Genomic DNA, 23,781 nt, shown 5'->3' on the forward strand with positions numbered 1-23,781 from the left:
GGATTGGTTCAGGGAGAAGGGTATCCCACAATGTGATTTGCTCGTTACGAAGTTTTAACATAATCGCTCACCTCAAAAAGGATTTTCGAGGAGCACTGTTGAATTTCTTTATGAAGAAAGGAATTCAGTCCCTCTTTTTGGATGTATTGCCTCGACAACACTACTTCCATTTAGAGAGCTGAATTCCTTTTGTTTTTGACTTACCCCAGGAATTTTTCAGGGGAAACTAGCTATCCTCAACCCACTCGACGTTAGCTATCGCTGAGCCGAGTGGGGTCCCTTTCTTCGCCGGGCGGGGCCCCGAACCCTTTTCTAGCGGCTGTATGGGATGTCCCAATGTTATAAATTCTTATACACCAAGAAAAAAGACAGGAAGATTCAGCTTCCTGTCTTACGGTATTCCTTATTTAACTTCGACAATACGTCCTTCCACTGTCGGATGGAGGGCTTTGCGCTGGATGAACGCTTCCTCCACCAGACTGTAGAGAGTAAGCCCGGTATTGAAGGCCGGTTTCTTCAGAGAAGTGTAACCGTCCCCGCCTGCAGCGATGAAATCGTTGGTTGCCAGCTTGTACGTCTTCTTCAGGTCGAGCGGCTGACCGCCCACTTTGACCTCTACCACGCGCTCGCCCGCCGGCTTGGCCGGATTGTAGGTGAAGGACATGCCGCTGATTTGCGGGAAGCGGCCCGCCCCTTTTTCCACTTCGCTCACGCCGCTTTCCAGCGCTTGCTTCAGCTCTTCCCCGGTTACCTCAACGACGACGAGGGTATTCGGGAACGGCAGCAGCGTGTAGAGATCTTTTTTCGTGATGTCGCCGGCATTCAGCTGCGTGCGAATGCCGCCGGCGTTGGTCAGGGCGATATCAGCTTCCTGTCCCTTGATCGTTTTGGTGCGCTCCAGCATGATGTCGGCAATCAGGTTGCCTACATTCGTCTCGCGAGTGCGCACCAGGGTACGGTCACCGTCCAGCGGCACTTCCGTCTTGGCGATCACTACGTTCATCACTTCGTCAATCTTCTTGACAACCTCTTTTACCATCTTGTCCACTTCGGCGTCAGCCTGTACTTTTTCATCGTATTCAGCCAGACCGCCGCTGAAAGCGACCAGTTCTTTCCCCAGGTAGTAAAGGTCGGCGCGTCCGAGCGATTTGCCGTACTCCCAGTCCTGAACGATGTAGGTTCCGTTTACCACTTCCGGCGTCTTCAGCGGAGTATGGGAGTGCCCCCCTACGATCAGGTCGATTCCTGGAACGTTTTTCGCCATTTCGCGGTCCACGTCAATGCCCACGTGGGAGACGACAATAACGTGATCCACTTGTTGTTTCAGTTTTGGTACAGCCACTTTGGCTACCTCTACCGGGTTTTTGAAGGTCAAGCCTTTGACGTTGTCCGGATGGGTAAGGATCGGGGTATCTTCGGCTACAAACCCGATAAAGGCGAACTTCTTGCCGCCCGCCTCTGCATAGTAGGTCGGAACCAGCAGCTCCTTGCCGTCTGCCTTAAACACGTTGGCTGAAATCACCGGGTGCTCCAGCATGTCCCGCAGCTTGAGGAGCTGTTCATAGCCGAAGTCAAACTCGTGGTTGCCTGCTGCCATGGTGTTGTAGTCGAGGTGATTGAGAATCGGAACAATCGATTCGCCTTTGAACTGGTTGACGAACACGGTTCCCTGGAAGGTGTCCCCCGCGTCGAGCAAGAGGAAGTTATCGTTTTCTTCACGCCATTGTTTCAGCAAAGTGGCGATTTTGGCATATCCGAACTCCTTCCCGTTTGCGTTTTCTTCGATATGGCCGTGCACGTCATTGGTGTGGGCAATGGTTACGTGGGTGGTTGCGGCATCGCCCATCGCCTGAAAGAACTCCCCGCGGGTCACTTGCGCCTTGTTTTCAAGATTCAGTTCGTAGCCCAGCTTATTGGCGATTTCTGTCAATTTGGCGGAAGAAAGCGGTTGCGTCGGGTTTTTACTATCGTCCTGTGTGACCGCGCCTTGCGTCCTGGCCCAGGCCAAATAAGGAGCGGACCAGTGGCTGCCTTTGGTAGCTGCGGCCTGCAACTTGGCTCCTTTCAACCTGGAAAATACCGCCGCTGCTTCTGCCAGGGTAACATTGCGCTCCAGCTCCAGTTGCCCGCCTACTCCCCCGATGACAATCGCTTTTTTCACAAACCAATCCACGTGATTCACCGGATGAACCGGTGCGGCAAACGCTGCGCTCGCCATCAAAGACGAACTGATGACGCCCGCCAGCAGTGCCGCGCTAATGCGACGTGCCTTTTTCATGTGTAAGAATCCCCTCTCTCATTTACAAAAATAGCAAATATCAGCACATATCTAGAATTATACCAAATATTTCGAGAAGTTAGCTAGATTTTAGAGGTGATCGACGCCGCAAATTGTCTGATTATTTTATTCAACTCTTCAGGAGCTTCCAGCATGCTCATATGTCCGACAGATGAAATCATCTCCCGGACCACATGCGGAGCATCAACGGAGAAGGTTTTTTCTACCGGGATAATCTGATCATTCTCCCCGGCGATCAACAGCACGGGCAGTTCCGATCTGCTCAGTACGTCATTCCGGTCAGGCCTCTCCCGCATCCCTCCCAAAGTACGGATCGCTCCCTGGGGATTGGTGGCACAGCCGATTTCCTTTGCCAGTTGAACCGCTTCCGGCATGGCCTTCAGGTTCTGAGGGGCGAACAGTTTTGGGATCAGTGCCTTGACAAACGGCTCCATTCCGTTCTCCCGGATGCTGTCCATCCCTTTTTGCCGGTTTTCCTTCCCTTTTTCATCATCCGGATAAGCGGTGGAGTGAACCAGTCCATAACCAAAAAGCTTGTCCGCGTACTTCTCGGCAAAGGCAAGCGTGACGTATCCGCCCAGCGAGTGTCCGAACAGGATCGCCTTGGGGAGCTGCAGGTGATCCAGCAAACAGGCCAGATCGTCTGCCATTCGTTCCATCGTGTAGGTCTCATCGGGAGCGGAGCTGTCGCCGTGCCCGCGCAGATCGGGGGCAATCACACGGAACTGTTGGGATAACGCGGGAAAGATCTCCTGCCAGTACTGCGAGCTTCCGCAAAAGCCGTGGATCATGACAAGCGGTGTCCCGCTGCCTGCGTCGCGGTAAGACAATGTGACTGAGTTCGCTGTAAACGTCCGTTTCATGGAAATCCCTTCCTTTTTCCGTTTTTTAGATTGTAACCGTTTCGGGGGCAGTTTTAAACACAGTCTTGACGTCTCTTTTACCCGTCCCCCATCATTTGGGGAAACGATGAATGGGAGTTGATCGTCAATGAAGCCGCCACAGGTGCTCAATCATTTTGCAATCGGCAAACGTTCGAACATCCCCTATGTGCAAATTCGCCCCGCGGAAACACGGAGCGAAACGGTTTGTTTCATGTGTCCAGGCACCGGTTACTCCTTCGACAAGCCTCTCCTCTACTATTCCACGATGCTCATGCTTCAAAAGAGCATCGATGTCGTTCACATTCAGTACAATTACCAGGACAAACCCGCGTTTTGGGAATTGTCCAGGGAGGAGCAAAGCGACTGGATGTACGAGGATGTGAACGCAGTCGCAGAGAAGGTACTGGCCGAACACTCCTACGGAAACTTCCTGTTTCTCGGAAAATCGGTAGGTACGATGCCGATCGCGAACGGCCTGTGCCGGGACCCACGTTTTGCCGCGGCTAAAGCCGTTCTGCTGACGCCGATCATCGACAACGAGAAGCTGGCCAAAAGCCTGATGGATTGCCAGCAGGAGATGCTGATTGTGATCGGGACGAATGATCACTTCTACCACGAGGCGAATCTGGAGGCCATCCGCTCACAAAAGCCAAACATCCGTCTATCCGTCATCCAAGAGGCCAACCATGCTCTTGAGATTGGATGGGACGTGTCGGCTTCTTTGGCGGTGATGCAGAGAGTCATGAAGCAGCTTGACAGATTTGTGGAAGGTTCCCCGCTGCTAACGAATTCTCTTCCATAGGAAAAAAAGGATCATGCCATACAAGGCAAAGAAACTGGCGAAACATCTGCCGCATTCGTTGCGTCTTACACATTGACAGTCGGAAAAAACACCTGCTGGAGGGACACCCATGAAAGCTACTTTGTTGGCCTTGGCAACAGGAAGTCTCCTGCTTCTGCAAGCATGCGTTCCCGTCAACGAACAACCGCCCGTGACCGAAACCCCGGCAAATCCACCCGTAACCGAGCCGCAGCAGCCCCCTGCAACTCCTCCACAGCCGCAGCAGCCGCAAACGCCTGCTCCAGACACGCAGACCAAACCTTATGAAAACGAGATTTTTCAGGAAGTAACGGTAAAGAAAATCAAAGACGGCGAGTATGAAGTGCGGGGAAAAGCGCGGATTTTTGAAGCGATGGTGGATTACGTTGTAGAGGACGGACACAACGAACTGGCGAAGGGATCCGTCATGGCAGAGAAAGGCGCGCCGGAATGGGGAAATTTTCAGTTTACGCTACAGGTAAAGAAAGCGGAACCCAATTCCACCCTCATGCTCATCCTCTTCGAGACAAGCGCGAAAGACGGCAGCAGGAGGATGGAGCTCCCGATACCGTTGCCGGAATGAGCGAACTGCATCACACACGAAAGCCCCCCTTGCTCAGTAAGTTAGAACGTAATGAACCATGTTACAAAGCTCTATGCGGTAATAACACAGACTGACTTATGAACAAGAAAACCCACCCGGCATTAGCTAACGCTTCGCCGGGCGGGGCCCCGAGCACTTTTCTAGCGGCTGTAGGGATGTCCAAATTTATAAATTCTTATACACTAAGAAAAACAGCACGGCCTATAAAGCCGTGCTGTTTATTGGAACGTAGTTTTATACGTAAAAAGGCTTTTTGTCCTCAACGGATCCACTGACGACTTCCACCAGTTTCATTCGTTTTCCTTCAACTGAAGGTCCAATGAAAACTTTGGGTGCTTGAGCTTTTAAAATAACCCCTCTTTGAACAAGTAAACGCCGTTTGGGCCTCATGTTTTTTCGGGAACCTGAAGCATTGCTCCACCAAATCAAACCGTTAGAGGATACAGATCCGTTACATCGTCCACGTCTAGCTTTCATTCTGTCCTTCATTTCGAATCCCCTCCTACTAAATGTTTGATTGTGGTTAAAAGCTCCGCATTTTGCTCAACAACCATTTGCAAATGATCTTTTGAAAGAACAGTGTCCCCAGTCAGCCTTACGGAGAGAACATGTTCGTTACCTAAAGGATAACATAGCACGCTTACCTTTGAAAAGTGCTGTTCATGCGTGAAGGTCCACTGTGAACTTCGCTGCACTTTCGTTACAATATTAGGTTCCTCATTCGGATTGTCGGTTTGGAACGAGTAAAAGGCATCTTTGTCTATATTCCCCCCAACAAATTTCATTCCATCAGATCCCTGTTTCGAATATAGGGCAACATGAGTGACGCTGGAATTGCCGATCGGAGGTGCTGCAAAGGATATCCGTATCGCCTCGCATAGTGCATGGTACTTTTGGGTCAATAATGCATCCTCTGTTATGGGTACGATACGGGCATACTCCCAAAGCAATTTTACGATTCTGCCGCAGCGCTGTGCTTGGTCAACCGGATCAATAAAAAATGGTTCGTCCGCAGATTCAATATTTTTCTTGATTTCCCCGCATGCGACGGATACAGCAGCCTCAAATTCGTTGTCGTGAGCATATTCGTACTCCAGCAACGTTAGACCGTTTAAATCGGATAATACATGCAGTTTGTCCACCTTGATGCCTTTGATGTGCTCTCCGTCACTGACCTCGACCTCCTGCGGCACGACGCAGAACACACGCATTCTTCTGAGTTTCCCCCAAAATAGTCCCATTTCAAAAATAGTGTTGTCCCTTGTAATGAAGACATGTTTTCCACGAATAAGCGCCACATCATCCGCAGCGAATATAAAGACAGCATAGTCACATTCGTCAAGCCGACGTTCCAGGTCTTCCATGGTATACATATTGCCTCTAAACGTGCCGTCATACCAAGGGATCACTTGTACTACCTTTTGCTTATGCAGGACGGAATGAACCGCTTTGGCATAATGAATCGCTTCTCGAGACGAGCCAATGAATAATTTCGGTTTTCTGGGGGGTTTAATCACATTTTGTGCTCCTTTTCATTCGTTGTGCATAGTCTTTTTCATTATACAAAATCTTTCCAACTTTAGAAAAGCTCGGACACAAAACGGGAATGCGATCAGCTCTGCGTCTTTAGATAATAAAAGGCTCTTACATCGTGATCGATACACAATGCAAGAGCCCTTCTTTGTTTCATTCTTCCGAGCCACTGGTTCATTCGTACATCAAATACAGCCCCTTGTTCGGGGCCACTTCCCGCGAAGAAAGGGGTCCCTCTCGGCACAGCAAAAGCTACCGCCAAGTGGGTTGAGGAAAGCTCATGCCGAGCGGGTCTATTTACAGCTTTTTCATCGCATTGTAGCTCGCTTCGATGGTACGCTCAATGTCTTCATCGGTATGCGCCAGCGATACAAACATGCCTTCAAACTGGGACGGTGGAATCATGACGCCTTCCTCCAACAGATAGTGGAAGTAGGCGGAAAAGCGCTTCAGATCGGACGTCTTGGCCGTCTCGTAGTTGATCACCGGTGTCTCCGTAAAGAACAGACAGACCATCGAACCCACCCGGTTCAACGTGTGCGGCAATCCAAGCTTGCGGGCGTTTTCCGCGAGTCCTTCCGCGAGACGGGCCGACCGCTTTTCAAGCTGCTCGTAGACGCCCGGCTTGCCCAGCTCCTGCAGAGTGGTCAACCCGGCAGCCATCGCAAGCGGGTTGCCGGATAGCGTTCCTGCCTGGTAAATCGGTCCGGCAGGGGCCACCTGGTTCATGATTTCCCGTTTGCCTCCGTAAGCGCCGACAGGCAGACCTCCGCCGATTACCTTGCCCATCGTCGTCAGGTCAGGCGTGATGCCGTACAGCTCCTGCGCACCGCCGCGGGCTACGCGGAACCCGGTCATGACTTCATCAAAAATCAGGAGCGTACCGTGACTCTCGGTAATTTCCCGCAGGCCTTCCAAAAAGCCCGGCTGCGGCGGCACGACACCCATATTGCCTGCGATTGGCTCCACGATCACGGCTGCCAGCTCGTTTCCGAACTTTTCAAAGGCAAGTTGTACGCTGTCCAGATCGTTGTATGGCACTGTAATCGTGTTGACCGCTGTCGTCTCCGGCACACCCGGGCTGTCCGGCAAGCCCAGCGTCGCGACGCCGGAGCCTGCTTTGATCAAAAGACTGTCTGCGTGGCCGTGATAGCAGCCCTCAAACTTCATGATCTTGTCCCGCTTGGTGTAGCCGCGTGCCAGGCGCAGCGCGCTCATCGTCGCCTCCGTGCCGGAGTTGACCATCCGAACGACTTCCACGGACGGTACGATCTCGCACACCTGCTTCGCCATTTCTGTCTCCCGCGCCGTCGGGGCACCGAAACTGGTTCCCAGCGCAGCCGCTTCCTGAATGGCTGCCAGCACCCGCGGATGGGCATGACCGAGGATCAGCGGCCCCCAGGAACCGATATAATCGATAAAGCTGTTGCCGTCGACGTCATAGATACGGGAGCCTTCCCCCTTTTCAATGTAGAGAGGATTGCCCCCCACGCTTTTGAACGCGCGCACCGGGCTGTTTACTCCGCCTGGTATGTAGTGCTGCGCTTCCGCAAACAACCGTGTCGATGTTTCTCTCTTCATGTGGGGTTTCACCTCGCCAGCCATTTTGCCACGTCTTTGGCATGGTACGTGATAATCAGATCGGCACCGGCCCGCTTGAAGCCGACCAGCGTTTCCATCACGATTTGCTCTTCGTTGATCCAACCTTGCGCTGCCGCCGCTTTCACCATGGAGTACTCGGCGCTTACGTTGTACACCACGATCGGCAGGTCAAAGTTCTCACGCAACCGCAGCACCATGTCCATGTAGGCCAGGCCGGGCTTCACCATCAGGAAGTCGGCACCCTGCAGAACGTCAGCAGCCGCTTCGCGCAATCCTTCGCGCGCGTTTGCCGGATCCATCTGATAGGTCTTGCGGTCACCCGACTTCGGTGCAGAGTGCGCCGCATCGCGGAAAGGACCGTAGTATGCGGAAGCGTATTTCACTGCATAGGACATGATGGGCACATTCACGAATCCCGCTTCGTCCAGTGCCTCGCGAATCGCGCCCACAAAACCGTCCATCATGTTGGAGGGAGCGATGATGTCTGCACCAGCCTTGGCCTGGGAGACGGCGGTTTGCGCCAGCAGCTTCAGCGTCTCGTCATTCACGACGTCGCCTTCGTGCAATACCCCGCAGTGACCGTGATCGGTGTACTGGCACAAACAGGTGTCAGCGATCACCACCAGCTCCGGATGGGTTTCCTTGATCTGGCGGATGGCTTGCTGCACGATGCCGTTTTCCGCATACGCTTCGGAACCACAGGCGTCCTTGTGTTCCGGTACACCGAACACCAGAACGGACTGAATGCCCAGCTCCGCTACTTCTTTCAACTCCGCCTGCAGCTGGTCGAGGGAGAAATGGTACACTCCCGGCATGGACGGAATCTCTTCTTTTACCCCCGTACCCTCAACGACAAACAGCGGATAAATCAAATCTTCCAGACGAACGTGATGCTCCCGGACAAGATTGCGCATCGCCGCGCTGGTGCGCAGGCGGCGGTGACGATCAAACGTTACTGCCATGTGAATCCCCTCCCTGTATGGATAACAAAGCGTTCACCAGACCCTCCACGGTAAACTGTTCGGCCACGACATGAACCTTTAGCCCCAGTTGGGCGGCCGTCTCGGCGGTAATCGGTCCGATGCAGGCGATCAGCACGCCCTCCAGCAGGGCGGGAAGGCCGTACGGTTCCATCACCTGAACAAAGTGTTTCACTGTAGATGAGCTAGTAAACGCGATTGCGTAAATCGCATTGCTTTTCAGCATTTCAGCGGCTTCTGCCGCATTTTCGCCGTCGATCACAGTGTCGTAGGCGTCTACCTCCGTCACGTACAGTCCCAATCGGCTCAGCTCTTCAGGCAGCGTCTTTCGCGCAATGTCAGCGCGGGGCAGGAGAACCGTCTCACCCGCTTTCAGCCGACCGCGCAGGCTGCCCAAGAGACCTTCCGCGACGAACTCGGCGGGAAGCACACTGACCGTAAGACCGTTTTCCCGAAGAACAGCCGCTGTCCTTGGCCCAACTGCCGCAAGCCTGGCTGTAAGCCGGCTCCGCTTGATCCCCAACTCATCCATCCGCTTAAGAAAAAAACGGACACCGTTTGGACTGGTGAACATTACCCAGTCAAACGTCTCGATCCGGTTGAGCGCTTCGTCGAGCGGGCCGCTGTTGCGCGGCGGAACCATTTTGATCAGCGGAAAGGCGTATGTTTCACCCCCCAGGCTTTCGATCAGCTCCGCCAGTTCGCGCACCTGGCTGCGGGAGCGCGTGACCATTACCCGCTTGCCTGAGAGCGGTTTCTCACTCACGCCTGATTCTCCTTCAGGACCTTGGACAGTACGTCGTCTGCCCCTTTGGCAAGCAGCTGCTCAGCGAGGTCCCGCCCCAGCGCGATCGGATCCGTACCGGAGGCCGTGTGCTTGAATACACGGGAACCATCCGGTGCGGCCACGAGACCTGTCAAGGTAATGACCGGCTTGGCACCGGATTCGTCTATCGTAGCGTAGGCCCCAATCGGCACCTGGCAGCCTCCCTGCAGCTTGTGCAGGAAACTGCGTTCCGCCGTAACCGCCAGGCGGGTCGGCGCATGATCGAACTTCTTCAAGAGCGCCAGCATCTCTTCGTCATCAGCCCGGCACTCGATGGCCAGTGCTCCCTGACCGACAGCGGGCACGCTGATTTCCACCGGCAAGTACTGGCTGATCGTCCCGTTCCAGTTTACCCGCTCCAGCCCGGCTGCAGCCAGTACGATGGCGTCAAAGTTGCCCTCGTTCAGCTTGCGGACGCGGGTATCGATGTTGCCGCGCAGCGATTCGATCTGGATGTCGGGCCGATAGGCAAGCAGCTGAGAGGAACGGCGCAAGCTGCTGGTGCCTACCAGGGCGCCCTGGGGCAGTTCCTCCAGCGTTTTCCCCTCTTTTGAGAGCAGGACGTCGCGAGGATCGACGCGCTTCGGTATCGCCCCGATAACCAGTCCCTCCGGAAGCTCTGCCGGCATATCCTTCAGGCTGTGTACCGCCAGATCGGTTTCCTTGTCCAGAAGAGACTGTTCGATTTCCTTTACAAAAAGTCCTTTTCCGCCTACCTTCGAGAGCGTGACATCAAGAATCCGGTCTCCCTTCGTCACGATTTCGCGCAGTTCAAAGGTTGCGTCAGGGTCCAATGCTTTCAGTTGATCGACGACCCATTGGGTCTGGGTCAGCGCCAGCATGCTTCGGCGCGTTCCCACTTTCCAGTGTTTCATGATGGCCTCCTGTTCCGTGGTTACAACCACCGGTGAAAACTTGACGTATCTGTCGCCAAGAAGTTGATGAGAAGCAGGGCAAATGCGATCAGGTTGTACAACGCGAGCTTGCGCATATGCCAGGTGTCGCTGAAGCGTTTGTACAGCCAATAGGAGTAAGCGAAAAGAACGAGCAGGGACAGCCCGACCTTGGCATCGATCCAGAATTCTCCCGGAAGTACCAGACGGCCCCAGATGATCCCGAGAATGATGGCCAGAAGCAGCATGGGCACCCCCAGCATGTTCATGTGATAGGCGTAGGTCTCCAGTCGTTCAAGGCTCGGCAGGCGCTGCAGGAGCGGGGTCCATCGCTTTTTCTTCAGCATCTTATGCTGCAAGAGATACATGGCGGAAAAAATCATGGACAAGGAAAAGGCCCCGTAGCTGACAATGGCCAGCGTAATATGGATGAACAACAGCTCGGACGTGAGCGTTTCCGGTACGGCTGCCGTTGGCGTCTCCGGCAAAAACATCGACAGGGTCAGCACGACGAATCCAATCACATTGGTGAAGAAAATAAGTAAATCTATTCGAAAAAAATAGTTGATGACAAGCGATAGACTTACGAGTACCCACGAATAAAAAAAGAGCGTCTCAAACAGCGTTATGACGGGAAAATATGCTTTCTCGGCCATCTGTGAGACAAAAAAAGCGGTTTGCAGCGCCCAAACGACAGCAAGCAACCCAAAAGCCAAGCGATTGACTTTCCGGTTGCTTTGCAAGAAGTCGTTGAAATAGAAGAGAACACTTGCTGCGTAGAGAAAGATCGTCAAGTCGTAGATCCATCTCGTGTCGGCCATGTACTCTCTCCTCTCTTTCTTTTATCAGTTTCCCTGCCCGATTCTTTGAGGCATCAGGACCTGCTCACGATCGGACAGGTGTTTTTTTTTCTCTGCCTCCCAGTTCGCTTCCTGCTCGTTTCTCTTCAGGATCTCCTCAAGCGCGAAGATGGTGGAAAACGTCTCCAGCACCTCGTCTCCATCCTTTTTCGCTGCCAATTCTTTCAATCGAACAACGGGCTCGTGTAACAACTGATTGATAATGCCTTTGGTATGCTTCCGAATGATGTGCAGTTCCCGTTCAGTCAGATTGGGCAGCTTGTTCTCCATCTTGCGCATGGCGTCGTTGTGGATGGCGAGGGCTTTTTCCCGCAAGGCGGCAATGAGCGGACCGACCCCGAGTGTCTGGTACCAGGTGGTAAATGCCACGATTTCCTCGCGAATCATGCCTTCGAGACGCTCCGCCTCTTTGGAACGTTCTGCCAGGTTGCTGGCCACAATGCCTTCCAGATCATCGATGTCGTAGAGATACACGTTGTCCAGGTCGTGAATGTTCGGATCGAGGTCGCGCGGTACCGCGATGTCGATCATAAACAGCGGCCGATGTTTCCGCTGTTTCATGATCGGCTTGAGTTGTTCCTTGGTAATGACATAGCCCGTCGCACCCGTAGAACTGATGACGATGTCTGCTGTGAGCAGCGCCTGGGGCAGCTGCTCCATCGTACAGGCGTCCCCTTGAAACTTCTCAGCCAGGAGCTGGGCCCGTTCCAGTGTGCGGTTCGCTACACGCACGCGCGAGGAACCGTTTGTGTGCAGATGCTTGGCGGTCAGCTCACTCATCTTGCCTGCGCCCACAATCAGCACTTCCTTGCCGTCAAAGGAACCGAAGATCTTTTTCCCCAGTTCCACCGCCGCGTAGCTGACGGATACGGCGTTTTGTCCGATCCCCGTCTCGGTATGAGCCCGTTTCGCAAATGTAATCGCCTGCTTAAACAGCGTGTTAAACACCGTTCCGGTCGTCTCGTGCTGCTGAGCAAGCAAAAACGCGTCCCGAACCTGACCGAGAATTTGCGTCTCCCCCATCACCATGGAGTCGAGACCGCAGGTGACACGGAACAGGTGTTCAATTGCCGCTTCGTTTTCCTTTACGTACAGGTGGTTCTGAAACTCATCCTTGTCCACGCCGAACCATCCAGACAGGAAGTTACGTGTTTCAAAACGGCCAGCCATCAGCTGGTCGCAAACAACGTAAATTTCCGTGCGGTTGCAGGTGCCGATAATGATACATTCGGCAATGCTCTTCGTCTGGGAGAGGAGATGAAGAGCCCGAGCCGTGCTGTCGTCGCTGAAAGTAAACTTTTCGCGAATTTCGACAGGTGCCGTTTTGTAGTTGAGACCCAGCAAAAGGATATCCATAACGTCCTCCCAGAATCGCGTGCAATGACTCTATCTAAAATGCACTATTATTATAACATTATGTCCTCAAACCACCAGTTTAAAATGTGAAAAGTTTATTAACGGAGCGCACTTTCGACCCGTCTCGATCTCGATGTTTTTTCCTTGCTTTCTGGATCCGAATGGCTTATGATGCTGGGAAGATTACCAACTGGAGAAAAAGGGAACCATCCGGGAGGAGAGAGAATACCAATTGAAAAAGCAATGGTTCGCCGATGCCACCTTGTTTTTGGTCGCCTTCATCTGGGGAGCTACCTTTTTGGTGGTTCAGAAGGCAATCGCCGAGCTGCCGCCCAACACCTTCAACGCGGTGCGCTTTTCCATCGCCACCGTTTTTTTGCTGTTGGTTCTGGTCCTGGCAGCCCGGGAGCAGTTGAAGCAGTTCACCCTGCCTCTCGTAAGGGCGGGCGTCATCATCGGGTTCTGGCTTTGTCTCGGTTACGCCCTGCAAACCGTGGGTCTGTTGTACACGACACCGTCGAAAGCAGGATTCATTACCGGTCTGGCCGTCGTACTCGTACCGCTCTTATCCCTGCTCTTTTTGCAGGACAGGGTAAAGCCTGCGGCCATTGTCGGCGTGCTGCTGGCTGCCTTCGGACTGTATCTGTTGACGCTGAATCAATCCTTGTCACTTAACCTGGGGGACATGCTCGTGTTGGGCTGCGCGATCTCTTTTGCGCTTCAGATCGTGATCACCGGCAAATACGCTCCGGTGTATCCGGCGCTTCCGCTGGCCATCGTACAGCTGGCGACGGTAGCCGTAATGAGCTTTGGCTACGCCGTATTGTTTGAAGATTGGCAGCGCGCGTTTACTCCAACGGTACTGCTAGCGCCTGAAGTGGCCTGGGGATTGTTTATCACCTCGATTTTTGCCACTGCCCTCGCGTTTTTTGCACAAACTGCATTCCAAAAGTACACCAGCTCTACACGCGTTGCTCTCATCTTCGCACTGGAGCCGGTCTTCGCCGCCCTCACTTCGTACATCTGGATTCACGAGATATTGACAGTCCGTCAGCTGCTAGGCTGTCTCCTGATTTTCTCCGGGATGATTTTGGCAGAGCTGCCGATTCAAGCCTGGTGGAATTCATGGCGCAAAAAACGGCCCAATCAGAGCAAAAACCAGGAGTCGGCGTAAACAGGAAAAACAGGAAAGCGGCATGCCCCTCTGGTTGGGCAAGCCGCTTTTTTTGATTCGTGTATAAGAATTTATAAATTTGGACATCCCATACAGCCGCTAGAAAAGTGTTCGAGGCCCCGCCCGGCGAAGAAGGGGACCCCACTCGGCACAGCGATAGCTAACGTGCACCTGACCGACTTACCGTGCTTTCTGCACCTCTTGCAGCACGGCGTCCACGAACAGCTTCATGACATTGCCGCACACTTTTTGCGGCAAGCGCTCCGTCCGCTTCAACAGCTGCTTGAGCCGAATCAGGTGGAAAACAGCCTGTGCCGTCCGTCCGCGCACGCCTTCTTCGATTAGCGACGCTGCCGATTGCCCTACTTTGGCCCAAAGCAGGTACTTCTCCAGCCAGCCGCGGATTTCTGCGGCCAGCTTGCGATTTTTCATCCGTGTCATCAGGTAGCCTGCCGTCTGCTCCATTTCAGTGAAGAGCGATTTTAACTGGCTGACAGCCTTGCGCTGATTGCCGTGCAGGAAGTGAAACCGGAACTCCTGAAAGGCCTCAAGCAGCTGCGGGGACTCCTGTTCGTTTAAAAATGAGCTTTGGACGTTGTCGGCGAAGCGGAGAAAGTGGGGGGAATCGGCTGTCCCGGCCACTTCTTCCACCGCCTTTTGCCACGAGGCCACAGGGTCATAGCCTTCCGGGTCACGCAGGTAATCGGCAATGGTAATGAGCGGGATCTTGGAGCTTTCCACGTACTCCATCGCATTGGCAACGTATCCCGCCGCATGCTGGTACAGGTGCCGATCGCGATGAAGCAGCGGCCCGATGTGCAGTTCGTTTGCCATCGCCAGATCGTTCACCGGATAGTTGTCCCAATAGAGAGGCCGATGCCCGGTGTACTCGTAAAAACGAACGGCATCCCCCTCTGTGAGAAAGGGTGAACAGACAAAACGACCTGTCCAGAACAGATGGATTTCCGGCGGAAGCTGTCTGCCCAAATAGGTAATGTACGGTTCATTCCCGAGTCCGTTGTACACCGTCGGACAGATGATCAGGCTGACCTCTTCCCCCCAGCCCTGCAGCACCTCCCACGCCTTCAGGGTCGTCGCCGCATGGGCTTCGGCCAGATGTGCAAAACGGACGCGGTCTTCGGCGTGCAAAAGCTGCTGGGGAATATCATCAAACAGCAGACCGAATTTCCGCACACCTTGCTCATACATCTGCCGGTATTTGTCCATCATCCGGTCAAAGTGGCTGGTGCTGCTGTATTCCATGTTCAAACCAGGACTGAGACAGTAGATAAAGTCGACTCCCTGTTCCCGGGATTCCCGAATCAGGTCTGCAATGTCGGTTAGCGCTCTCTCCGGATGAGGCTCCTGCCAGCGCTCCCGCAAATAGGGGTCGTCCTTGGGAGAATAAAAGTAGGCGTTGAAGCCATGCCGCTTGAGAAAGGCGATCATATCAATCCGCTCAGCGTGGGCCCAAGGAGTTCCGTAAAACCCTTCGATTACGCCTCGTATGGAAAAGTACTCGTATGGTTTCAACGTGGTTCCCCCTCTCCCCGTCCCATATCTATTCCTGTCCCGCTGTCTTTTCAGCCGCTGTTTCACTGGCAGGGATTGCGTCTTCTTGCTCCTTCAGACGCCGCATGATTTCGGCCCACAATTCCTCCTTGCCCTGCCCTGTCTCTGAAGAAAAGACGATGATGGTGTCGGTGTCCCGGAGCTTCAGCTGGTCCCGAATCACTTTGGTGTGCGCTTGCCATCTGCCGCGGGCTATTTTGTCCCCTTTTGTTGCCACCACAACAGTCGGGATCCCGATTTGCTTGCACCAGTCGTACATGGCGATGTCATCCTTGCTGGGAGCATGCCGAATGTCAACGAGCTGGATGATAAAGCGCAGTTCCTCTCGCTTCGACAGATAGGTTTGAATCATCTTGCCCCACTGCTCTTTGATCGACTTGGCTACCTTGGCGTAGCCGTAGCCGGGGAAGTCGACGAAGTAGAGCTGGTTGTTGACACGGAAGTAATTGAGCGTTTGCGTTTTTCCCGGTCGGGAACTGGTTCTGGCGAGCGATTTGCGGTTCATCATTTTATTGAGCAATGAGGATTTTCCGACATTGGAGCGACCTACCAAAGCGATCTCGGGTAGGCCGTCGGTCGGATACTGTTTCGGTGCAACTGCACTAATGACGAACTCAGCGGACGTTATTTTCATCTTTTTTCACCAGCGATTGATTTTTCAGTGCATGAACCAACACCTGATCCATGTGTTCTACCGGGATGAACTTCAAATCATTTCGCACGCTCTCTGGAATATCGTCTACGTCTTTTTCGTTCTCTTTGGGCAGGATGATCGTCGTCAGACCGGCACGATGTGCGGACAGCGCCTTTTCCTTCAGCCCGCCGATCGGCAGAACACGACCGCGGAGCGTAATTTCTCCCGTCATGCCCACCTCTTTTCGCACAGGAATGCCAGAGAGGGCGGAGACGAGCGCTGTCGCCATGGTAATGCCCGCAGACGGTCCGTCTTTTGGTATGGCTCCCTCTGGCACGTGGATGTGGATGTCATACTTTTCATGGAACTCGGGATCAATATTCCATTCGTTTGCGCGGGAGCGAATATAGCTGAACGCCGCCTGCGCCGACTCCTTCATCACATCTCCCAACTGGCCGGTGAGAGTAAGCTTGCCTTTTCCCGGCAGGATGCTTACTTCCACGTTCAGCGTGTCGCCGCCGGTTTCCGTCCAGGCGAGGCCGGTTACGGACCCGACCTGGTCTTCCTTCTCCGCCAAGCCGTAGCGGTAACGTGGCTTGCCGAGGAGAGACTCCACGGTATTGGGGGTGACGATCACTTTTTTCTTTTCACCGCTGACGATCAGCTTCGCGGCCTTGCGGCAGATGTTGGCCACTTCGCGATTCAGGTTGCGGACACCCGCTTCCCGCGTGTACTGGCGAACCACCTTTAGCATTGCCTCTTCGTTCATCTGCAGCTTATCCTTGCCGAGTCCGTGCTCCTCCATTTGTTTCGGCAAAAGGTAACCTTGCATGATTTTCAGTTTTTCCAACTCGGTGTAGCCGGAGATCGAGATGACTTCCATCCGGTCCAATAGCGGTCGGGGAATGGTGTGCAGCGAGTTGGCCGTCGTGATGAACATGACGTTGCTCAGATCATACGTCTCTTCGAGGTAGTGGTCGCTGAACTTGTCGTTCTGGTTAGGATCAAGCACCTCGAGCAAGGCGGACGCCGGATCTCCCCGGAAATCTGACGCAAGCTTGTCGATTTCGTCCAGCAAAAACACGGGATTGACTGTTCCCGCCGATTTCATGCCCTGGATGATGCGGCCCGGCATCGCTCCTACATAGGTGCGGCGATGGCCGCGAATTTCCGCTTCATCGCGTACGCCTCCAAGGGAAATCCGGACGAATTCACGTTCCAGCGCCCGTGCGATGGAGCGAGCGAGAGAGGTTTTTCCCACGCCAGGCGGGCCGACGAGGCAAAGGATCGGCCCCCGCATGCGGTTGACCAGCTTTTGTACAGCCAGGTACTCCAGCACGCGATCCTTTGGCTTTTCCAAACCGTAATGGTCTTCGTTCAACACGTTTTCTGCGTGCTTGATGTCCAGGTTGTCAATCGTCTTTTTCGTCCACGGCAGGGCCAGCAAGGTGTCGATGTAGGTGCGGATGACGCTGCCTTCCGCCGAAGTGGAGGGCATTTTCTCAAGCCGCTCCAGTTCTTTTTCAATTTTCTTCTTGATCCGCTCGGGTGCGTCGGATTTGTCCAACTGGGCGCGGAGCTCATCCACTTCACCCTGACGCCCCTCTTTTTCCCCCAGCTCTTTCTGGATTGCCTTCATCTGCTCGCGGAGATAGTACTCCTTCTGCGTACGTTCCATCTGCTTTTTGACGCGGTTGCTGATCTTGCGCTCAAGCTCCAGCACCTCGCGTTCATTATTCAGGATGGTCAGGAGGATTTCCAGCCGCTCCTGGATGTTGGTGGTCTCCAAAATCTCCTGTTTATCCTTCATCTTCAGCGGCAGATGGGAGGCAATCACGTCAGCGAGACGACCCGGTTCCTCAATATCGCTGACAGAGGTGAGCGTCTCGGGAGAAATCTTTTTGGACAGCTTAATGTACTGCTCGAAGTGGCTGAGTACGGCCCTCATCAGCGCTTCCACTTCATTCTCGTTTACTTCTTCTTCTTCCAGGTATGTAATGGCGACTTGGAAATAGTCGTCATGCCGCAGGTACTCCTCAATTTTCGCGCGCTGCAGCCCTTCCACCAGCACGCGGATCGTTCCGTTCGGCAGTTTCAGCATCTGCTTTACACGCGCCACGGTTCCCACATTGTAAATCTGGTCAGCACTTGGTTCTTCTATTTGAACCTCTTCTTGTGTCGCCAGTAATATCTTGTTGTCATCCACCATGGCCTGCTCCAGGGCTTTAATTGATTTCTCACGCCCTACATCCAAATGAAGCACCATGCTTGGATACACAAGCAAACCGCGCAAAGGGAGAAGCGGTATTTCTCGTTTACCGGAACGTTCGCCCAAGCTTATGCACCTCTCCTTGTTCTCAATCAGGTTTCCAATGTATAAAAACGGCTGTGTTAGCCGTTTTTGTACCATTGTAGCGCAATTGTATGACAATGTCTAATCTGTGCCACACTTGCCCGTTATGGGTCCTGCCTATAAAGACAGCGGCGAAGAGGCGAGATCCTCAGGAGCCACCTGCAGGGTAAAGGAAGCGGAATCCTCTTCAGGCTGCACGGTTTTCACCAGTGCCAGTTCAATGGCCTGCTGTACGGTCGATACCGGTACCACCTCGATGCCCTCCATCTCCGCAAACAGCGATTGCCAGTTTTCCTCGGGGATTAGCACGCGTTTGGCGCCTGCCTGACGGGCCGCTTCCACTTTGGACACGACGCCGCCGACCGGTTTTACTTTTCCATGAATGCTTACCTCTCCGGTCATGGCGACCAGGTTGTCCACGGGCTTCTCCATGATGGCCGAATAGACCGCTGTTGCGATGGTGATACCGGCAGAAGGCCCGTCTACCGGCACCCCTCCGGGAAAGTTGATGTGCAGGTCGTAGTCAAACGGCTGGATGCCAAGACGATGCAGCACGGTCAAGACATTTTCGATCGAGCCTTTCGCCATGGACTTGCGGCGGATGGTACGGCTGCGGGTGCCCATCTCCTCCTCTTCCACCAGTCCGGTCATCGTCACCTTGCCGTTGCCCGGCGCGACAGAGCGGCTGGCGGTTACTTCCAGCTCCATAACACTGCCCATATTGGGTCCGTAAATGGCCAGACCGTTAACCAGCCCGATCTGCGGAGTCTGATGTACCTGCTTTTCCTGACGGGGAGATTTCTGGCTGCTGTGCACCACCCATTCCACGTCGGACGGGAGTATGTGATTCCTGCTTTCCGTCAAAGCAATTCCAGCTGCAATTTGCAGGGTGTTGATCGCTTCCCTGCCGTTGGTCGCATATCGCTCAATGACGCCGATGGCCTCCGGGTCCATCGAGATTTCCATCTTGGCGACAGCCGTCTTCACGATGCTTCCGATTTCGGCCGGTTTTAACGGACGGAAAAAAATCTCCAGACAGCGGGACCGCAGAGCTGCGGGGAGTTCTTCCGGAGTCCGCGTGGTTGCTCCGACGAGACGGAAGTCAGCCGGCAATCCGTATTGAAAAATGTCGTGAATGTGCGAGGGTATCTGTGTGTTCTCTTCGCTGTAGTAGGCGCTCTCCAGCATTACTTTCCGGTCCTCCAGCACCTTCAACAGCTTGTTCATTTGCACCGGATGCAGTTCGCCGATTTCATCGAGAAAAAGCATGCCTCCGTGAGCCTTGGTGACCGCGCCGGGCTTTGGCTGCGGAATGCCGGCCTGCCCCAGTGCCCCCGCCCCCTGGTAGATCGGATCATGGACGGAACCGATTAACGGGTCGGCGATGCCGCGCTCGTCAAAACGGGCGATGGTCGCGTCGATCTCCACAAACTTGGAGTCGCTTTTAAACGGAGAAAGCGAATTATTCTTCGCTTCCTCCAATACGACGCGAGCCGCAGCTGTTTTTCCGACTCCCGGCGGTCCGTAGATGATCACGTGCTGGGGATTGGGTCCGCACAAGGCTGCCCGCAATGCTTTCAGGCCATCCTCCTGGCCGACAATCTCCTCCAGTTTGGTAGGCCGTGTTTTTTCCGACAGCGGTTCCGTAAGCGCGATCATGCGCAATTTTCGCAGTTGATCCAGGTCCTTGCGAGACTCCCGGTCAGTTGACGTTTTTGCGGTTCGCTGCGTTCGCAGCAGGTTCCAAAAATAGGTTCCTATGATGATCCCAACGACCACTTCGATACAGGCAATGACAAATGTCGTATAGTCCATCGGCTATCCCTCCCACGCTTCTATTTGCTATGTAGAAACGTCTCTTGACTATATTGAGTAGTATTGCCTTGCGTGCGTGGGAGTAAACGACAAATTGCCACAGCTCCGAAGTCCAACACGATAAAAACCACCCCGAAATGGAAGGGGGTGGTTGTACGTTGATAGAGTCTAGGCGCTTTCGCCGTGCAGCTCGCGGCCCTCTTTGGTCATGAGCATGGGCTTTACCTTGTCGCGAACCGTCTCTTCCGTGATCAGGCACTTGCTCACGTCGTCACGGGACGGCAGTTCGTACATCATGTCCAGCATGATCTGCTCGATAATGGCACGGAGGCCGCGGGCGCCGGTGTTGCGCTTGATCGCCTCTTTGGCAATCTGGCTGAGTGCCCCTGGTTCGAAATCAAGCTCGACGCCATCCAGGCTCAAGAGCTTTTGGTACTGCTTGACGAGCGCGTTTTTCGGCTCTGTGAGGATGCGCACCAGTGTCTCTTCATCCAGCGGCTCAAGCGTGGCCAGCACAGGCAGACGGCCGACAAATTCAGGGATCAACCCGAATTTCAGCATGTCTTCCGGCAGGACGTACTTGAGGTACTCGCCCGGTTTCAGGTCGCCCTTCACGCCATCGACGAGGTCGGTTCCGAACCCGATAACTTTCTTGCCGATGCGGCGCTTGATAATCTGTTCGATGCCATCAAACGCACCGCCGCAAATAAAAAGAATGTTGGAGGTATCGATTTGAATAAACTCCTGGTGCGGATGCTTGCGGCCGCCTTGCGGAGGAACGCTTGCCACCGTACCTTCGAGAATTTTCAGGAGTGCCTGCTGCACACCTTCACCCGACACGTCACGGGTGATGGACGGATTTTCCGATTTGCGGGCCACCTTGTCAATTTCGTCGATGTAGATGATGCCTTTTTCCGCTTTTTCCACATCGTAATCAGCTGCCTGAATGAGCTTCAGCAGGATGTTTTCCACGTCTTCGCCCACGTATCCGGCCTCGGTAAGAGAGGTGGCGTCCGCAATCGCAAACGGCACGTTGAGAATGCGCGCCAGTGTTTGAGCGAGCAGCGTCTTGCCGCTTCCGGTCGGCCCGATCAGGACGATGTTGGACTTTTGCAGTTCCACGTCTTCGATCTTGGCGCCGGAATTGATCCGCTTGTAGTGGTTGTATACGGCCACAGACAGGGATTTTTTCGCCAAATCCTGACCGATGACGTAATCGTCGAGAATCTTGCGGATTTCCATCGGCTTCGGAATCTCTTTCATGTCGATTTCTTCTTCCGTCCCCAGCTCTTCCTGCACGATCTCGTTGCACAGTTCAATGCACTCGTCGCAAATATATACGCCAGGGCCAGCTACCAGCTTGCGCACCTGCTCCTGGGACTTTCCGCAAAACGAGCATTTCAGCTGGCCTTTATCGTCGTTAAACTTAAACATTCACCTTCACCTCTTGTCGGGTCAATTTTTGCGTTCAATGATGGCGTCTACTAACCCGTATGCTTTGGCTTCTTCCGCACTCATGAAGTTGTCTCGATCGGTGTCTTGTTCCACGCGCTCGTACGATTGACCCGTCCGCTCGGCTAAAATCTGGTTCAACTGGCGCTTGGTCTTGAGAATCCAGTCCGCATGAATGCGGATATCTTCCGCCTGACCGCGCACACCGCCGAGCGGTTGATGTATCATCACTTCACTGTTTGGCAGGGCGTAGCGCTTGCCCTTTGCACCCGCAGCCAGCAGTACGGCCCCCATGCTTGCCGCCATGCCCACACAGATGGTGGACACGTCCGGTTTAATGAACTGCATGGTGTCGTAAATAGCCATACCTGCCGTAACCGAACCGCCGGGAGAATTTATGTACAAATGGATGTCTTTCTCCGGGTCTTCCGCGGCAAGAAACAAGAGCTGCGCAACGACCAGGTTGGCGACATCGTCATCAATTTCGCTGCCAAGAAAGACAATCCGGTCTTTCAAGAGGCGCGAATATATGTCGTAAGCCCGTTCTCCTCGGTTGGTTGTTTCGATCACCATAGGGATCAGCATATGTACCTTACCTCCTTTACTCAAAGGTAATGCAAAAAGGCGGTTACGTCCATTTGCAAAGTGTTGGCAGGTGTTGAAGAAAAAAGGTGGGTGGAAAAACAAGGCACGACTATATCGTGCCTTGACTCATCCTTTTCTTGATCGGTTGTTCGAGAGCGTTGTCCCCTTTTCGACCCCGCATCTGTACTACATTATGCAGTTACTTTGTTTTCTGCAACCAGGAAATCAACGGTTTTGCGTGTTTGTACATCGCGGTACAATCCAGCCAGTCCGTCTTGCGCAGTGAAGATTTTGCGCAGTTCATCCGCCGGACGTCCGTACATGCCAGCCAGCTTGTTCAATTCTTCGGTGATATCTTCTTCTGTCACCTGGATGTTTTCCGCTTTGCCGATTGCTTCCAGCGTCAGTGCAGTGCGCACGCGGGTGGTTGCATCAGCGCGCAGTTGGTCGCGCAGCTTGGTTTCATCCATGCCGGAGAATTGGTAATACAGATCGATGTTCATGCCTTGGAACTGCAGACGCTGTGCAAACTCGTTTACCATTTGATCCAGCTCCTGCTCGATCATGACGTCCGGAATCTCGATTTCAGCGTTTTCAGCCGCTTTGAGAACGAGTTGTTCACGAACGTATGTGTCTTTCTCGCGCTCTGCCTTTTCTTCCAGCTTCTTCTTGATGTCCGCTTTCAATTCATCCAGAGTGTCGAATTCGCTTACGTCTTTGGCAAATTCGTCGTCCAGAACAGGCAGGTTTTTACGCTTGAGGCTGTTCAGCTTCACTTTGAAGACCGCTTCTTTGCCAGCCAGGTTCGGAGAGTGATACTCTTCCGGGAAGGTGACGGTGATTTCCTTTTCTTCACCGACCTGCATGCCGATTACTTGCTCCTCAAAACCGGCGATGAACGTGCCGGAACCGAGTTCGAGTGTGTAGTTTTCAGCTTTTCCGCCTTCAAACGCTACGCCGTCCTGGAACCCTTCGAAGTCGATCATGGCGATGTCGCCATTTTGCGCGCTGCCTTCTTCTACAACAACCAGCTCGGCGTGACGTTCCTGCATGCGCTTCAGTTCTGCTTCCACATCTTCAGCCGTTACGGTAAAGTCCTTGGACTCGATGCTGAGATTTTTGTAGTCGCCCAGCTTCACTTCCGGCTTTACGGTAACGGTTGCTTTAAAGATGAGATTTTGCCCTTTGCCCATTTGCTCCACGTCTACTTCCGGACGGTCAACCGGTTCGATGCCGGCTTCACGAACAGCTTGTCCGTAAGCAGTTGGCAGCAGGATGTCAAGAGCATCCTGGTAGAGGGATTCTACACCGAAGCGCGCTTCAAAGATCTTGCGCGGAATTTTACCTTTACGGAAACCAGGAATGTTTACTTTTTGCACTACTTTTTTAAACGCTTGGTCCAATGCTGCATCTACCTGCGCGGCATCGACTTCAACCGTAAGAACTCCCTGGTTATTCTCTAACTTTTCCCATTTTGTTGCCACTTAAACTTCCCCTCCTAGATTGAATCCACGCGACATTGCTCCTCATCGAAGACCC

20 protein-coding genes are annotated in these 23,781 nt (G+C 53.6%); 3 read left to right on the forward strand and 17 right to left on the reverse strand.

Annotated elements, in window-relative coordinates:
- Positions 1–403 precede the first annotated feature (403 nt).
- Together ACE99V_RS14545 and ACE99V_RS14550 are read right to left on the reverse strand one after the other, a co-directional pair.
- Positions 404–2,278 carry a bifunctional metallophosphatase/5'-nucleotidase gene (locus ACE99V_RS14545; protein WP_400491935.1) on the reverse strand — a complete coding sequence of 625 codons (1,875 nt, stop codon included), beginning with the start codon at positions 2,276–2,278 and terminating at the stop codon, positions 404–406.
- An 83-nt stretch (positions 2,279–2,361) separates the two neighbouring features.
- Entirely contained in the window at positions 2,362–3,162 is an 801-nt protein-coding gene (locus tag ACE99V_RS14550) for an alpha/beta fold hydrolase (RefSeq protein WP_400491937.1), read from the reverse strand.
- Positions 3,163–3,289: 127 nt separating this feature from the next.
- On the opposite strand from ACE99V_RS14550, the gene ACE99V_RS14555 reads away from it, so the two are divergent.
- Positions 3,290–3,985 carry an alpha/beta family hydrolase gene (locus ACE99V_RS14555; protein ID WP_400491939.1) on the forward strand — a complete coding sequence of 232 codons (696 nt, stop codon included), beginning with the start codon at positions 3,290–3,292 and terminating at the stop codon, positions 3,983–3,985.
- Between the two features lie 109 nt (positions 3,986–4,094).
- Positions 4,095–4,586, forward strand: coding sequence for a Gmad2 immunoglobulin-like domain-containing protein (locus tag ACE99V_RS14560; RefSeq protein WP_400491941.1), 492 nt, complete (start codon positions 4,095–4,097; stop codon positions 4,584–4,586).
- A 255-nt stretch (positions 4,587–4,841) separates the two neighbouring features.
- Here the strand turns inward: ACE99V_RS14560 and ACE99V_RS14565 are convergent, their stop codons facing one another.
- The 8 genes from ACE99V_RS14565 to hemA form a co-directional block, all read right to left on the reverse strand.
- Entirely contained in the window at positions 4,842–5,096 is a 255-nt protein-coding gene (locus tag ACE99V_RS14565) for a hypothetical protein (protein ID WP_400491943.1), read from the reverse strand.
- Complete coding sequence (locus ACE99V_RS14570) at positions 5,093–6,124, reverse strand: TIR domain-containing protein (protein ID WP_400491945.1); 1,032 nt, start codon at positions 6,122–6,124, stop codon at positions 5,093–5,095. Before ACE99V_RS14570 ends, ACE99V_RS14565 begins: the two co-directional genes overlap by 4 nt.
- Positions 6,125–6,437: 313 nt before the next feature.
- The gene (hemL, locus tag ACE99V_RS14575) at positions 6,438–7,721 is read right to left on the reverse strand and encodes a glutamate-1-semialdehyde 2,1-aminomutase (RefSeq protein ID WP_400491947.1); all 1,284 of its coding nucleotides are present in this window, start codon (positions 7,719–7,721) and stop codon (positions 6,438–6,440) included.
- An 8-nt stretch (positions 7,722–7,729) separates the two neighbouring features.
- Entirely contained in the window at positions 7,730–8,704 is a 975-nt protein-coding gene (hemB, locus tag ACE99V_RS14580; RefSeq protein ID WP_400491949.1) for a porphobilinogen synthase, read from the reverse strand.
- Positions 8,688–9,488, reverse strand: coding sequence for a uroporphyrinogen-III synthase (locus ACE99V_RS14585; protein WP_400491951.1), 801 nt, complete (start codon positions 9,486–9,488; stop codon positions 8,688–8,690). Before ACE99V_RS14585 ends, hemB begins: the two co-directional genes overlap by 17 nt.
- Positions 9,485–10,423, reverse strand: a complete 939-nt coding sequence (hemC, locus tag ACE99V_RS14590) for a hydroxymethylbilane synthase (protein WP_400491953.1) — start codon at positions 10,421–10,423, stop codon at positions 9,485–9,487. The genes ACE99V_RS14585 and hemC overlap by 4 nt, the downstream gene beginning before the upstream one ends.
- A 20-nt stretch (positions 10,424–10,443) precedes the next feature.
- Positions 10,444–11,262: a cytochrome c biogenesis protein gene (locus tag ACE99V_RS14595; protein WP_400491955.1), complete on the reverse strand. Its 819-nt coding sequence runs from the start codon at positions 11,260–11,262 to the stop codon at positions 10,444–10,446.
- Positions 11,263–11,286: 24 nt separating this feature from the next.
- A complete protein-coding gene (hemA, locus tag ACE99V_RS14600; protein ID WP_400491957.1) occupies positions 11,287–12,657 on the reverse strand; it encodes a glutamyl-tRNA reductase in 1,371 nt (456 codons plus the stop codon).
- Positions 12,658–12,889: 232 nt separating this feature from the next.
- On the opposite strand from hemA, the gene ACE99V_RS14605 reads away from it, so the two are divergent.
- Positions 12,890–13,831: a DMT family transporter gene (locus ACE99V_RS14605; protein WP_400491959.1), complete on the forward strand. Its 942-nt coding sequence runs from the start codon at positions 12,890–12,892 to the stop codon at positions 13,829–13,831.
- Positions 13,832–14,011: 180 nt separating this feature from the next.
- Here the strand turns inward: ACE99V_RS14605 and ACE99V_RS14610 are convergent, their stop codons facing one another.
- The 7 genes from ACE99V_RS14610 to tig form a co-directional block, all read right to left on the reverse strand.
- The gene (locus tag ACE99V_RS14610) at positions 14,012–15,364 is read right to left on the reverse strand and encodes a protein O-GlcNAcase (protein ID WP_400491961.1); all 1,353 of its coding nucleotides are present in this window, start codon (positions 15,362–15,364) and stop codon (positions 14,012–14,014) included.
- A gap of 28 nt (positions 15,365–15,392) precedes the next feature.
- A complete protein-coding gene (gene yihA / locus ACE99V_RS14615) occupies positions 15,393–16,037 on the reverse strand; it encodes a ribosome biogenesis GTP-binding protein YihA/YsxC (protein WP_400491963.1) in 645 nt (214 codons plus the stop codon).
- A complete protein-coding gene (gene lon, locus ACE99V_RS14620) occupies positions 16,018–18,372 on the reverse strand; it encodes an endopeptidase La (RefSeq protein WP_400491965.1) in 2,355 nt (784 codons plus the stop codon). The genes yihA and lon overlap by 20 nt, the downstream gene beginning before the upstream one ends.
- A 135-nt stretch (positions 18,373–18,507) precedes the next feature.
- Positions 18,508–20,205: an ATP-dependent protease LonB gene (gene lonB / locus ACE99V_RS14625; RefSeq protein WP_400491966.1), complete on the reverse strand. Its 1,698-nt coding sequence runs from the start codon at positions 20,203–20,205 to the stop codon at positions 18,508–18,510.
- 168 nt (positions 20,206–20,373) lie between these two features.
- Positions 20,374–21,639 carry an ATP-dependent protease ATP-binding subunit ClpX gene (clpX, locus tag ACE99V_RS14630; protein WP_400491968.1) on the reverse strand — a complete coding sequence of 422 codons (1,266 nt, stop codon included), beginning with the start codon at positions 21,637–21,639 and terminating at the stop codon, positions 20,374–20,376.
- Positions 21,640–21,660: 21 nt separating this feature from the next.
- Positions 21,661–22,242, reverse strand: a complete 582-nt coding sequence (clpP, locus tag ACE99V_RS14635) for an ATP-dependent Clp endopeptidase proteolytic subunit ClpP (protein WP_400491970.1) — start codon at positions 22,240–22,242, stop codon at positions 21,661–21,663.
- Between the two features lie 191 nt (positions 22,243–22,433).
- Positions 22,434–23,726 (reverse strand): trigger factor, encoded by a 1,293-nt coding sequence (tig, locus tag ACE99V_RS14640; protein ID WP_400491972.1) that lies wholly within the window; start codon positions 23,724–23,726, stop codon positions 22,434–22,436.
- Positions 23,727–23,781: the final 55 nt, after the last annotated feature.

Source organism: Brevibacillus soli (assembly GCF_044759095.2).
In the GTDB taxonomy this organism is placed as follows: Bacteria; Bacillota; Bacilli; order Brevibacillales; family Brevibacillaceae; genus JBIYSM02.